This is a genomic window from Palaeococcus sp. (in: euryarchaeotes) (genome assembly GCF_053987695.1).
In genome coordinates, this window is record NZ_JBMXHE010000109.1 from 1 (window position 1) to 11,772 (window position 11,772).

Below are 11,772 nucleotides of genomic sequence, written 5' to 3' on the forward strand. Positions count from 1 at the left end.
GGAAACCAGTACCTCTTACCTTTTCTTTCCTTTTCTTCATCCCACTCATGGAGGATTTTAACGGCTTCGTTTGCAACAATTGCCGCTTCTCTCTCCCCCTTGGTGCCGAACTCATTTGTTATTCTGTTGGCAAAGACCGCACACACACATCCTGCTCTCAACCCATATATGCTGGCTAGGGTGTAGATTGTGGCAGCTTCCATCTCGAAGTTTGTAACATTGGCTTGCCTCAAGTCATCAATTAAATCCCTGGCCATGCTCGGGAAGTACCCCTTCAATCCAGGTCTCGCCTGACCAACATAGAAACTATCCGTTGAAGCCGTTATTCCAACGTGGTAGCGCATCCCCAAGCTCTCAGCGGCCTCAATCAATGCCAAGGTCACTTCATAATCGGCGCTTGCCGGGTACTCCACTCTAACATACTGTTTTGAGGTTCCTTCAAGCCTAACAGCAGCCTTTGCGATAATCAAATCTCCTATCTCCATCCCGGGTTGAATTGCTCCCGTGGAGCCTACCCTTATAAATGTGTCCGCCCCAATGGCTGCGAGCTCCTCTATTGCAATTGCCGTTGAAGGTGCTCCAATTCCCGTTGAAACCACGCTAATGGGCACCCCTTTGTATCTCCCCGTGTGGGTTCTGTATTCTCTGTGATACGCTATCTCTTTAGCCTCGTCCCAGAGAGCACTTATTTTTGGAACTCTATCCGGGTCTCCGGGTAAAAGCACATATCTAGATACATCTCCGGGCTTGCATGCTATATGATACTGGTAGCCTTCCTCAGTTTGGGGTCTATCCGCAGGCATGAACTTCATCTCACTCACCTCTGATTAAAGCTCATATCTAGGGAATATAAAAATATCCCAAAGATTTTTATTTCCTTGGCCAGACCCCCTATGGTGGTTCAATGCTGATAAGGGTTTCCTATGGTACAGCGATAGCAATGGGATTATTGAAGGCTAAAATGCTTGCCAGACCCACTACCGCTTATTTAATGCTTCATCATGAGGGGAGATGCCGGAACAACTGTGCCTTCTGCCCTCAGGCAAGAGAGAGCAGGGCAGATTTAAAGAAGCTTTCTAGGATCACATGGCCCCTCTTCGAACTCGAGGAGGTTTTGAGGCACCTAAAGGAGGGCAGATTTGCGAGGATATGCCTTCAAACTGTTGATTACCCGAATCTGAAGGAAGATACACTCAGGGTTTTAGATGTCCTTAGAACATCAAATCTGCCGATTTCTTTATCCATCACTCCTGTGGAGGTGGAATACCTGGAGAAGTTTAAGGAACTGGGGGTAGATTACATAGGTGTGGGCGTGGACGTGGCGAGCGAGAGACTCTATCCTGAGATAAAGGATTCCCTCTACACATGGGATGAAATGTGGAAGTTTGCGAGAGATGTGATCGAGATTTTTGGAGAGGGGAGGGCTTTCATTCACCTGATAGCAGGACTTGGAGAGAGCGATTTTGAGTTTTTAACAAGTGTCCAGAGGGCTTATGATATGGGTGCGGATGTCTCTCTATTTGCATTCACCCCCATTAAAGGAACGCGTCTGGAACATGGAAAACCACCAAGCCTGCAGAGATATAGAATGCTCCAGATAGGACAGTATTTGATTGAGAACAAGCTTCAGAGGGTGGAAAATTTCGAATTTGAAAAGAATGGACGTTTAGTAGGATTTGGAATTCCCAGGGAGGAACTGGAGAAGCTTCTAAAGGAGAATGCATTCATGACCCACGGATGTCCTGGATGCAACAGGCCCTACTACAACGAGAAGCCGGGTGAAGAACCTTACAATTTCCCCTTTAAGCCAAAGAAAGGGTATGCTAAAGAAACTTTAAGAAGATTCGGTTAGACGCTCCAGAATATCTCTAAGGCTTTTGGTTTTTATCCTGCTGTTCCACTCCTCCGCCGAATCCACGTTTCCTCTGGCAAGCTCCACAAGCGCTTTTGCAAAGGCATAGAGCTCTTCGTCATCTTCGAGGAGAGCGAGTGTTGTGTCCATGTCCTCACCGAGCAAATTAAGGGAGCCCTGCTGATTGAGGACGTAGATTATGTCCTTGAGCCTGCTTATACCCATCTCATAGAGCTCCTTAGTCGGGGCATTTTTTATTGCTCTGAGCGCACACTTCACGCATCCCTTGTAGTTGTTCTCCTCAAAGAAGATCTCACCCACCATGAAGCATGCTTCAAAGTATATATCCGGGAATTCATCCTTTGAGAGCTCCATTATTCTATCGAACTTTCGCTTTGCCTCCTCTATCTCTCTGTGGCTGAGATGTTCGTAAGCCTCTCTGAAAAGTTGTGATAGATAGCTCCTCTTATCCGTACGGTTCATTTTTTGCCCCTCCTATCTCTAATCCTCCTTTGAGGTATATTAGCTTTACTCTCGAAGGCTTTCATGCATAGCCTTTCTGAACTCCTCCCAAATCGTCCCCCAATTCCTTTTAATGCGCCATTTTCTTTCAAAAGAATTTAGCAACACCCTTAAGTCTCTCTCCAGATAGTATTCCGCTTGGGGAAAAGATGTCGTCACATATTGGGGCCAATCGATTATCAAAATATCACCGCTGTTCCGCAGGACAATGTTGTAGAAGCTTAAATCCGAATGGATAATCCCAAATTTTACAATCTTCTTATACTCTTCGAGGACACTATCCAAAATCCTTTCCGCTTCCCCTCTGCTCAGGTCGCTATCCCTAAGCTCCACAAGCTCCACTCCATCTATGAGTTCCATTGCCACAACATGCCTGTTCCATGCTATTGGCTTCGGAACTTTGGCTATAGAAGAGAGCAGCCTGAGAGCCTCGTATTCCCTCTCCGCGACCAGCCGCGAGACATAAAGCCAGGAAATGTGCCTTTTGTCGATGAATTCTCTTCTATAAAGCTTGATCCTCGTAAAGCTTGTCCTCAACCCGATCCTGTTGAACTTCACGGCTATCCTCTCATCCTGGGGTGTTAGAGCCACGTAAACATCGGCTTCTTTGCCCACCCCTATCTGGGTTGAGCTCAAACCTCTGATAATGCCTTTCCTTGCAAGGGCCCTTATCGCGAGGGCATCATAACCGTGAATGGTAAGCTGATATCCGATGTAACCTATATCGCTTCTTCTAATGACCAAGCTCCAGTTATCGAGTTTTCCAAGTCTGTGAGAAACACTATCCAGCTCCATTCTCGCAAATCTCGCAATAACCTCTAGGGGAACCCACTCATAGTACCTCATGTTGAGCTCCACTGCCCTGAGGATTTTGAAGTCTACATCCTTGAGATTTGGATAGACCTCCAGAGCCAGCATCTTACTTACCATTTTCGCTCCCGGCATTAGATTGTTCTCCATCTTTTAAATCATGTGGTGGTTAGATATATTTTTAAACGCTCAGCTCATAATTTGTGCCATGAAAATATGCACACAGGATGGCCATTTCTCCCCTGATACCAATTATAAAGGGCGAACTCGGAATAAACAATGCCCAGGCAGGGCTTTGATGACATCTTTATTGCTTCCCTATGCATTGATATTCTATCCTTCCTTTTGGCGCCACAGCAGGGCCCTATGTACTTGGCATGCTTATAGACAAAATGGGATATGGGAAAGCCTTCTACGCTATTCCCGTCATCCGTTGGAATAATAGTCCTAGAAAAGGGTAAAAATGGGGAAATCACCCGTACATAACTTCATGCATGGCTATCTGCTGTGCCAGCTTTTGCTCTCCACCCAGAACCTTATCCACAGCCTTTAGGAAGTCCTCGTGGGTTATATAGCTTCTCCTTGACCTTATTGCAAACATTCCTGCCTCCGTTGCAATGGCTTTGAGGTCTGCACCGCTCGCCCCCTCTGTCATCTCCGCTATCGCTTTGATGTCCACATCCTTGAGGTTCATTCTCCTTGTATGAACTTTGAGTATTTCAAGCCTCCCCGTGAAGTTTGGAAGCGGGACTTCTATAAGCCTATCAAACCTTCCGGGTCTTAAAAGCGCCGGATCGAGTATATCCGGTCTGTTTGTAGCTGCAATCACCTTAACATTGCCTCTTGGGTCGAATCCATCGAGCTCTGCCAGAAGCTGCATCAGAGTCCTGTTAACTTCTCTCTCGCCACCTGTCGTTTCATCCATTCTCTTTGCCCCAATTGCATCAATTTCATCTATGAAAACAACAGTTGGCGCCTTCTCACGTGCAAGCTCAAAGAGCTCGCTCACGAGCCTCGCTCCTTCTCCGATGTATTTTCTAACGAGCTCGCTTCCTACGACTTTAATGAATGTCGCATGAACTTCATTTGCAAGTGCCTTTGCCATCAGGGTCTTCCCGCATCCCGGAGGACCGTATAGGAGAACCCCCTTTGGAGGGTCTATGCCAACTTTCTCAAAGAGTTTTGGATGCTTTAATGGAAGCTCAACGGCTTCTCTAAGCTCCTGCACCTGCTTCTTCAATCCTCCTATGTCCTTATATGAGACCATCGGTTTATCAATGACTTCAAAACCAAGAACGCTCGGATCCTTCTGTGATGGAAGGAGCTCAATCACCGCCATTGTCCTCTGGTCCAGAGCGACCCTTGAACCCGGTTTTAGTTTCTCCCTTTCTATCCATGGTGCTATCCTCACAACAAAACGCGGTCCATTAAAGTTCTGCACTATTGCTCTCTCTTCATCGAGCATTTCTAAAAGGGTTCCTGCAAAAGCAGGGGGCTGCCTCATCCTTGACATCTCCATCCTCAGACGGGAAAGCTCTCTCTCAAGCCTCTCCTTATCCGCCTCGAGTGTTCTCACTTGGAGTTCGAGCTGTCTTATTCTCCTTTTTAAATAGGTTATGTAGTCATCGTAAGTTTCGTCCCTCTCAAATTTTATTTCATCTTCAACTGACATTCTCGCACCTCCATATATAATTTGTTAGAAGTGCTTTTAACACTATCCTCGAGAACCCGAATTTCACATGTAATCGCCCATTTTTTAAAACCCTCTTACAGGTTATAAATATTTGGGTCATTTTAACATCCGGGTATTGTAATATCGTTTCACACGAAACGCTTATTAATGTGAAGCGCTATAAAGTTATAATGTTAAATTCGGAGGGAGCTGGTGCATGAGGGTAGAAATAAAGTTTAAGCCTGAAAATAAAGGGGCTATCCTGCCTTTCAATTACAATTATGACGTTTACAGTGAACTCATCAATAAAATAGAGATATCCTCTCCCGACGTAGCTGAGATGACCAAGACGACACCTTCTGATTATTTCACATTTTCCCGTATCATGGTACGTTCTCGAAAGCTGATCCCAGAGAAAGGGATTAAAATACTCTCTGACGATGTATGCCTCTACGTGTCTTCCTTCATGCCCGACGTCATAAGAGCAATAGTAGAGGGCTTCATGGACAACCCGATAATGACAATAGAGGATGTCAGGCTCTTTGTTGAGAAGGTAAAAGTCTTAAAGGAGCCGGAATTTAAAGAAGGATCTCTTCTCTCCACACTGAGCCCCATAGTGGTCAGGACAATAAAACTGGAAGAGGACAGGATGAAGATATGGGATCTGTATCCAACGGACAGCCTTTTCCATGAGAAACTTAGAAAGATTATGTTAATGCGCTATTCGGAGCTCGTTGGGGAGATGCCGAGGGATAAGGAGTTCACGTTAGAGGTTATAAAGCATAAGCCCGTGCGCATAAAGGTTAGGGATGTTTTCTACAGGGGTTCTCTTATGGTTTTCCGCTACTACGGAAGCGAGGAGATACTGAAGTTTGGTTACGAGAACGGCTTTGGCGATAAGACACGCTTTGGATTCGGGATGGTTAAGGTCATAGATGAAGGAGAAAAACAAACATCCCAAGAGCAAGTTCAAGAAGCCAAACTATAGATACGAGCTGCCACTCTTTAACCCTTTTTGCTCTCATTATTAACCCCAGGAAACTCAGGTAGGGTGGTGCTTTTAGTGTCCCATCCTCTAGAATTTCCGTCCTCCCCATTGCCTTTCCCCGAAATCTTATCCTCATCTTGAGGAGGAAATCCACCGCATGGGGTATCAAAAGAATAGCGGCGTAAACCTCAACTTTTCCCAGAATCCCTATCACTCCTATTAAAGCGCCCAGACTTAGAGTGCCCACATCCCCTGGAAAAACCTTTGCTGGGTATCTATTCCACCAGAGAAAGCCTAAAGAGGCTCCTAACCCTGCGAGAGCTAGCATCTGGGCATCCCCTTTCGTGATAAGTGCCAGAGAGAGCAGGGCTATTGAGGAGGTTCCCACTTCAAGTCCATTAAAGCCTGCCAGCATGTTTACGAGGTTTGCGGATGCCGTTATGAACAGAATTGCAAAAACCGGGTAAGCCAATCCGATATCCACAGCCAATCCGAAGAGATTTAAGGTATGATCTAAGGGAAGAGATAGGATCGGGATTGACATTATGAGACATAATAAAACTTTATGGGACTGCTTTAAAACCGTTAGATCATCAAGAATCCCTGTTAAACCAAAGAGGAGAGCCGTGAGAACCGCCTTTGATATGACTTCGCTCGGGCTCAGCCCGAGGGACATGGCAAGTGATATCAGAAGGGCTATGCCTCCCATTTCTGGTACTTCAGGCTTCTCCGGTTTGTGCACGTCTCTTCCCACTATTCCCGCCTTTTTCATGAGGCGAGCTATGTAGGGAGTGAGAAAGAGTGATATCAAGAAGCCTGCAAATGGAATTGTTGCGTCCATTCCATCCCCCAAAGAAAAAATGAACGAGCATAAATAAACCCTTCGGTGGAAGCGATAAAGTTAAAGAGGCTACCCCCATATGAAATCTAGAGGAGCAACCAAGGTGGAGAGCATGGATATAAGACTAGCAATTTTCGACCTCGATGGGACCCTAATAGGGGCTCCGAAGGACTTCCACCAGATAAAAGAAGAACTCAAGAAAAGGTTGCTTGATATGGGCATCCCCAAGGAAACGATCGGAGATTTAACCCCTATGTACGAAAACCTCTTCAGGATTGCGGAGGAAACGAATAGAAAACCTGAAGAGCTCCAAAAAATCCTGGAGGACTTGGAAGAAGAACGTGTGGATGAGAGCTTTCTTTTTGATGGCTCCAGAGAATTCCTGGAATTTCTAAAGGAGGAGGGTATTAAAATTGCCCTTATGACCCGGAGCTGCAGGAGAGCTGCCACGAAGGCCCTGAACATGCATGGTATCAAGAAATATTTCGATTTTATTCTCACGAGAAGCGATGTCGCAAAGGATGAGGTTAAGCCAAATGAGATGCATGTTAAGAGAGTTTTAGAACATTTCAAAATCCCCCCTACAAAGGCGATTGTGATCGGAGATCACGGCTATGATATAGTGCCCGCAAAAAGAGCCGGAACACTAAGCCTTTTAATAACCTCTCATGAGAGCGGGAGAATGAGCTTTAAAATCGAGGAGAAGCCAACATTTGAAGTTCCAACAATGAAAGAGGCTTTATCTCTTTTCAGAAGACTGTTAAAGACCTACGTGGTTGTACCTGCATATAACGAGGAGAGAACCCTTGGAGAGGTTCTTTCCAGTTTGAAATTGTATTTTAAACCGGAACACATAGTTGTTGTTAACGATGGGAGTGTGGATCGAACGAGAGAGATTGCCCGTAAAAGCGGCGTTCATGTGCTGACTCACATCGTTAACAGAGGGCTCGGGGGTGCTCTTGGAACCGGAATAATTTACGCGCTTAAAAAAGGAGCAGAGATAATAATAACGTTCGACGCCGATGGACAGCACTTGGTTGGCGATGCCCTCAGAGTCATGAAGCCCGTTGCCGAAGGAAAAGCGGATTTTGCAGTGGGCTCAAGGTTAAAAGGAGATATAAAGGAGATGCCTTTCATTAAGCGCTTTGGAAATCTCATCCTCGATGGTATCACAGCGTTTTTTGCCAGAATGTATGTGAGCGACTCTCAAAGCGGACTCAGATGTTTCAATAGAGAGTGTGCCTCAAAAATACGGATAACATGTGATAGATATGCCGTCTCAAGCGAGATAATAATTGAAGTGGCAAGCAGGGGATGTAGAATTGAAGAAGTCCCAATAAAAGCTGTTTATACTGATTACGCCGCTAAAAAAGGAACAAACGTTTTGGAAGGAGTTAAAATAGCTTTAAATCTACTTTTTGATAAGATGAGGTGATGGAAATGCTGGCAATACAGTATGTAACAATAATAGTTTTAGTCGCCCTAGCGCTTTATGTGATAGGGAAATATGTAAGGAAAGAATTCGACTGGAGGGAATTCCTTTCTTGGGAAACACTTCTGTTGATAATGTTCGTAATTGCATTAAAGCCATTGGAGCTTTCAGTGACAATTAAAAACCTCCTCGGGCTTGGAAGGGGCTTAGATGCTCTCTTTGTTGTATCAATTGGATTTGCCTACTTGCTCCTCTTCAGAATATACATGAATGTTGACCGGGCTGAGAGGGAGATAACGGAGCTAACGAGAAAAATTGCCATCGAACTCGAGGAGATAAACGAAAAGCTTGAAAAAATCGAGAAAAAGGGTTAATCAAAAAGTTCACTTAAAAAGAGCTTAACTCTGTCTTCTGGAACTTTGAACTGTCTTATCCTTACTATTCCTTTCTCTTGGGCTTCTCTCAGGAGCACATCCGTGGCTTCGTTGGGGTACATTTCTTCATAGACTATCTCCTTTATACCCGCATTGAGGAGAAGCTTGAAGCATATATCACACGGGAAGTGTGTAACGTAGAGCGTGGCACCCTCTAGGCTTATACCCTTTCGTGCTGCCATTGCTATGACGTTCTGCTCCGCATGAACAGCTCTGTGACAGTGACCATCAACTATGAGGCATCCCACATCGATACAATGATCCATACCCCTTGGAGCGCCATTATATCCTGTTGCTAAAATATAGCCATCCTTAACAGCTACAGCACCAACTCTCAAACGGGGGCATGTAGCCCTCAAACCAACAAGCTTTGCTATGAGCATGAAATATTCATCCTTAGTGGGCCTGATTTTTTTTACCCTCTCTGCTTTTTCTGGGTCAAGAACTATCTCTACCATCTTCCCACCTACTAAAACTACAAACCTTAATTTTATAAATGTTGCCGGAAACTTTATTTGAGGGTTTGACCAAGATAATTGTGAGGGATGGCTATGGGCTCAATGGAACCCCACGAATTTAAGCTTACAGAAGAAGGATTGAAGGCAGTTCTACCTCCCTTGGAAGCGGAAATAATGGGATACATGTGGGATGCCAAGGTAGCAACAGCAGGAGAGGTCTACGAGAAAATGAAGGAAAAGCATCCCGATTTAAGGCGCTCAACTGTCAGCATTTTAATGAATCGTCTCTGTGAAAGAGGACTTCTAGAGAGAGAAGTCAGCAAGGGAAGGGGTGGGATGCGTTATGTGTATAAAATTACAACGACTAAGGAGGAATTCGAGCAGAAAGTCGTAGAGAGTATCTTCGATGCACTGATGGCCAATTTCAAGGAAGCCACATTTGCGTATCTTTCCAAGATTAAGAAGTGATTGAAATGCTACGGTTAATTGCCTTTGTCCAACTGCTCCTGGTTGTGCTGTATCTTGGACGCATTGGATTAGTTGGGGTCTTTCTAGCCACACTTTGCTTAATGGTTCTCTATTTATGGGTAACAAAGAGAAGCCTTGACAAAATACATACCCCCTTAAAATATGAAGACATGCCGTGGCTCTATGATTCCGTTGCCAGGATGGCGAACAGGGCGAAAATAAAAACTCCCAAGGTTTATATTCTAGAGGATTATATCCCAAATGCATATTCGTTTAAAGATTCCATAGTCCTATCCCTGGGCTTGTTTGAGGTTCTCCAGGAAAATGAGATTCTGGGTGTTGTAGCACATGAGATAGGTCACATTAAAAACAAGGATACACTTCTATTTCCACTGATATCTTATGGGAGATACTGGATGATTACATTGAGCATGTTAACACTCTTTTCATTTAATTTAAGGGCAATTCTCGTATCCTTAATCCTCCTTCTGGCATATGAACATCAGAGGGTGAGATTCTTCAAGAAGAGGGAATTCATGGCGGATAAAGCTGCACTATATGTTCTTGAGAGACCCTTTGATTTAAAGGATGCCTTGGAGGAACTCAGTTACTACGAAGATTTGAGGATTAAAGTGAAGGAAAACGTTTTACCGGGAATCGAACCAAAAATCGAGAGAAAGCAGAAAAAGGTATTCATGGAAATGCATCCTCCTTACGACGAAAGGATATGGAAAATAATGGTAGAAGCAGCAGCTTTGGATCTTATGGGCAAGCTGAACTGATGATTTTAGAAATGCCCTTTTGGTGCGGGGGACGGGATTCGAACCCGCGTAGCCCTTCGGCAACGGATCTTAAGTCCGTCCCCTTTGGCCAGGCTCGGGCACCCCCGCGCTCGCAATACCTATGCACCGGGGCTGGTTAAAAAGCTTTCGGTATATAGAATCCATCTGTCAGGATAAGCAGTAGGGCATTAGGTTTAAATGTCGGTGATGTAACTGAATGGCTTCAGTAGGTGATGTCCCAGCTATCCCGACAGTATCAAGCAGAGCACCAAAAAGCGTCGGTGGTAGAAATTACAGACAAAATTTTCAGAATGCCGTTAGGATCTATTATTACTTTGGTTGATGAGCTAAAAAAGCTTTGCCAATACCTTAACGCTTTTTCTTTTTGTTTGATTCATAAAACTCTTTAATGAATTCTTTTGATGTTAAAATATAGAACTCACGAGAATTCAGCTTGAATCTTCTCGTTTTATCTCTGATTTTAAGCAAATGCCTCCTGTCATAAGTTATCAAAAACTCGGCTTTAGCATTATAAGCAACATCGAGAAACGGAATATCTTTTTCATCTTTCACGAGCTCCTTAATGTGCTTATTTTTCTGGAAGCTCTTTTTAATGGAAATCCTCTTAGAAAATGTTAGCATGATTTCAAAGTATTTCATTGCTTCATCCATAGACAAGTGCTTGAGAACCTTCTTGGATTGCATTTTAGCCTTGTACTCATGAAGTGTTCTCGAGGAAGCATAATTAACAACATTGCCTTTAACTAATAATTTTAGAAGATCAAAAGCATATCCTTTAGTAGAAATTGCACCAGCAATTAAAACTGAAGTATCAACGACTACTCTAAACCGAGCTTTTTGAGTTTTCTCTCGATTTCTCTCCATCTCCTGACTTCTTCCTTAGCCTCATAATAAATCCTAACAGCCTCCTCCTCACTTATCTTTCTTTTACCTTCCTGAGACTTAAGGAATTCTAACGCCTCCTTCTTACTTATCTTCTTAGTCTTAAGCTTCTTCAAGTTAGCCTTCCACTCATAATATCCAATAAGCTCTTTAGGAGAAACACCAACAGCCTTCGCAACCTCATTAATGAGAAGCTTCACACCTTCCGAATTCTTAACTTTCGCAGCCATTTCTCACACCTTGTAAGGAAAATTGAAAAGAAAACGTTATTAATTTTTTTGTTGGCTTCTTGATACTGTCAGGAAAACGGGGCATCACCACCAGGGTAGGCAAGATGGCTTCTTTTTCTGAAGAATCATCAGAAATTCAAACCCTACTGCTTATCCTAACAGTACGTATAAACTCCCAGCAAAATTTAAATGTTATAAGAAACAAGAGAGCGTTGAGTGAGGTATCATGAAAAGAAAATCATACCGCCTCTTGAATGGCCTCTTTAGGGTTAATGCGGGCATTGCATTAGTGAGGATTTGGTCTTTGGATAAAGTCTATCCAAGAAAAACAAATGTACATTTATTTGATGCAATACGAAAAGTGAAGCAGAAAAATAGAA

General features: G+C 43.9%; 14 protein-coding genes, 1 tRNA gene and 1 pseudogene. 7 read left to right on the forward strand and 9 right to left on the reverse strand.

Annotated elements, in window-relative coordinates:
- The coding region (gene udp / locus ACXJGZ_RS08410; protein ID WP_456399048.1) for a uridine phosphorylase at window positions 1-812 on the reverse strand (812 nt) is incomplete at its 3' end.
- A gap of 92 nt (window positions 813-904) precedes the next feature.
- Here udp and lipS2 point away from each other — a divergent pair.
- Window positions 905-1,852: a LipS2 family lipoyl synthase gene (lipS2, locus tag ACXJGZ_RS08415; protein ID WP_456321262.1), complete on the forward strand. Its 948-nt coding sequence runs from the start codon at window positions 905-907 to the stop codon at window positions 1,850-1,852.
- On the opposite strand, the gene ACXJGZ_RS08420 is transcribed toward lipS2, so the two are convergent.
- The gene (locus ACXJGZ_RS08420) at window positions 1,835-2,335 is read right to left on the reverse strand and encodes a hypothetical protein (RefSeq protein WP_456321261.1); all 501 of its coding nucleotides are present in this window, start codon (window positions 2,333-2,335) and stop codon (window positions 1,835-1,837) included. The two genes, lipS2 and ACXJGZ_RS08420, sit on opposite strands and share 18 nt — an antisense overlap.
- 45 nt (window positions 2,336-2,380) lie before the next feature.
- A complete protein-coding gene (locus ACXJGZ_RS08425; protein ID WP_456321260.1) occupies window positions 2,381-3,304 on the reverse strand; it encodes an RIO1 family regulatory kinase/ATPase domain-containing protein in 924 nt (307 codons plus the stop codon).
- A gap of 107 nt (window positions 3,305-3,411) precedes the next feature.
- Here ACXJGZ_RS08425 and ACXJGZ_RS08430 point away from each other — a divergent pair.
- Window positions 3,412-3,527, forward strand: a pseudogene (locus tag ACXJGZ_RS08430) (MFS transporter); the annotation flags it as partial.
- 129 nt (window positions 3,528-3,656) lie between these two features.
- Here ACXJGZ_RS08430 and ACXJGZ_RS08435 read toward each other — a convergent pair.
- Window positions 3,657-4,856: a proteasome-activating nucleotidase gene (locus ACXJGZ_RS08435; RefSeq protein WP_456399049.1), complete on the reverse strand. Its 1,200-nt coding sequence runs from the start codon at window positions 4,854-4,856 to the stop codon at window positions 3,657-3,659.
- Between the two features lie 217 nt (window positions 4,857-5,073).
- Between ACXJGZ_RS08435 and cas6 the strand changes: the two genes are divergently transcribed.
- Window positions 5,074-5,844, forward strand: a complete 771-nt coding sequence (gene cas6 / locus ACXJGZ_RS08440; protein WP_456399050.1) for a CRISPR-associated endoribonuclease Cas6 — start codon at window positions 5,074-5,076, stop codon at window positions 5,842-5,844.
- Here cas6 and ACXJGZ_RS08445 read toward each other — a convergent pair.
- Window positions 5,786-6,685 carry an MraY family glycosyltransferase gene (locus tag ACXJGZ_RS08445; protein ID WP_293253588.1) on the reverse strand — a complete coding sequence of 300 codons (900 nt, stop codon included), beginning with the start codon at window positions 6,683-6,685 and terminating at the stop codon, window positions 5,786-5,788. The two genes, cas6 and ACXJGZ_RS08445, sit on opposite strands and share 59 nt — an antisense overlap.
- Before the next feature lie 112 nt (window positions 6,686-6,797).
- Here ACXJGZ_RS08445 and ACXJGZ_RS08450 point away from each other — a divergent pair, with 112 nt between their 5' ends.
- Window positions 6,798-8,120 carry an HAD-IA family hydrolase gene (locus ACXJGZ_RS08450; protein ID WP_456399051.1) on the forward strand — a complete coding sequence of 441 codons (1,323 nt, stop codon included), beginning with the start codon at window positions 6,798-6,800 and terminating at the stop codon, window positions 8,118-8,120.
- Entirely contained in the window at window positions 8,120-8,491 is a 372-nt protein-coding gene (locus tag ACXJGZ_RS08455; protein ID WP_366515042.1) for a DUF2304 domain-containing protein, read from the forward strand. Before ACXJGZ_RS08450 ends, ACXJGZ_RS08455 begins: the two co-directional genes overlap by 1 nt.
- Here ACXJGZ_RS08455 and ACXJGZ_RS08460 read toward each other — a convergent pair.
- Window positions 8,488-9,009 carry a deoxycytidylate deaminase gene (locus ACXJGZ_RS08460; RefSeq protein WP_293253475.1) on the reverse strand — a complete coding sequence of 174 codons (522 nt, stop codon included), beginning with the start codon at window positions 9,007-9,009 and terminating at the stop codon, window positions 8,488-8,490. The two genes, ACXJGZ_RS08455 and ACXJGZ_RS08460, sit on opposite strands and share 4 nt — an antisense overlap.
- 102 nt (window positions 9,010-9,111) lie before the next feature.
- On the opposite strand from ACXJGZ_RS08460, the gene ACXJGZ_RS08465 reads away from it, so the two are divergent.
- Both ACXJGZ_RS08465 and ACXJGZ_RS08470 read left to right on the forward strand, forming a co-directional pair.
- On the forward strand, window positions 9,112-9,477 hold the full coding sequence (locus tag ACXJGZ_RS08465) for a BlaI/MecI/CopY family transcriptional regulator (RefSeq protein WP_456399052.1): 366 nt from the start codon (window positions 9,112-9,114) through the stop codon (window positions 9,475-9,477).
- A 5-nt stretch (window positions 9,478-9,482) separates the two neighbouring features.
- A complete protein-coding gene (locus ACXJGZ_RS08470; RefSeq protein ID WP_456321156.1) occupies window positions 9,483-10,259 on the forward strand; it encodes a M48 family metallopeptidase in 777 nt (258 codons plus the stop codon).
- A gap of 20 nt (window positions 10,260-10,279) precedes the next feature.
- Here the strand turns inward: ACXJGZ_RS08470 and ACXJGZ_RS08475 are convergent.
- The 3 genes from ACXJGZ_RS08475 to ACXJGZ_RS08485 form a co-directional block, all read right to left on the reverse strand.
- Window positions 10,280-10,367, reverse strand: a tRNA-Leu gene (locus ACXJGZ_RS08475).
- A gap of 261 nt (window positions 10,368-10,628) precedes the next feature.
- Window positions 10,629-11,144 carry a putative toxin-antitoxin system toxin component, PIN family gene (locus ACXJGZ_RS08480; protein ID WP_456326201.1) on the reverse strand — a complete coding sequence of 172 codons (516 nt, stop codon included), beginning with the start codon at window positions 11,142-11,144 and terminating at the stop codon, window positions 10,629-10,631.
- Window positions 11,099-11,392, reverse strand: a complete 294-nt coding sequence (locus ACXJGZ_RS08485) for a hypothetical protein (protein WP_456326202.1) — start codon at window positions 11,390-11,392, stop codon at window positions 11,099-11,101. Before ACXJGZ_RS08485 ends, ACXJGZ_RS08480 begins: the two co-directional genes overlap by 46 nt.
- Window positions 11,393-11,772: the final 380 nt, after the last annotated feature.

Coding starts and splice junctions, on each gene's coding strand:
- ACXJGZ_RS08445 (WP_293253588.1), bottom strand. CDS start 6,685: ATGGACGCAACAATTCCATTTGCAGGCTTCTTGATATCACTCTTTCTC.
- cas6 (WP_456399050.1), top strand. CDS start 5,074: ATGAGGGTAGAAATAAAGTTTAAGCCTGAAAATAAAGGGGCTATCCTG.
- ACXJGZ_RS08425 (WP_456321260.1), bottom strand. CDS start 3,304: ATGGTAAGTAAGATGCTGGCTCTGGAGGTCTATCCAAATCTCAAGGAT.
- ACXJGZ_RS08435 (WP_456399049.1), bottom strand. CDS start 4,856: ATGTCAGTTGAAGATGAAATAAAATTTGAGAGGGACGAAACTTACGAT.
- ACXJGZ_RS08470 (WP_456321156.1), top strand. CDS start 9,483: ATGCTACGGTTAATTGCCTTTGTCCAACTGCTCCTGGTTGTGCTGTAT.
- ACXJGZ_RS08455 (WP_366515042.1), top strand. CDS start 8,120: ATGGAAATGCTGGCAATACAGTATGTAACAATAATAGTTTTAGTCGCC.
- ACXJGZ_RS08485 (WP_456326202.1), bottom strand. CDS start 11,392: ATGGCTGCGAAAGTTAAGAATTCGGAAGGTGTGAAGCTTCTCATTAAT.
- ACXJGZ_RS08450 (WP_456399051.1), top strand. CDS start 6,798: ATGGATATAAGACTAGCAATTTTCGACCTCGATGGGACCCTAATAGGG.
- ACXJGZ_RS08460 (WP_293253475.1), bottom strand. CDS start 9,009: ATGGTAGAGATAGTTCTTGACCCAGAAAAAGCAGAGAGGGTAAAAAAA.
- ACXJGZ_RS08480 (WP_456326201.1), bottom strand. CDS start 11,144: ATGGAGAGAAATCGAGAGAAAACTCAAAAAGCTCGGTTTAGAGTAGTC.
- ACXJGZ_RS08420 (WP_456321261.1), bottom strand. CDS start 2,335: ATGAACCGTACGGATAAGAGGAGCTATCTATCACAACTTTTCAGAGAG.
- ACXJGZ_RS08465 (WP_456399052.1), top strand. CDS start 9,112: ATGGAACCCCACGAATTTAAGCTTACAGAAGAAGGATTGAAGGCAGTT.
- lipS2 (WP_456321262.1), top strand. CDS start 905: ATGCTGATAAGGGTTTCCTATGGTACAGCGATAGCAATGGGATTATTG.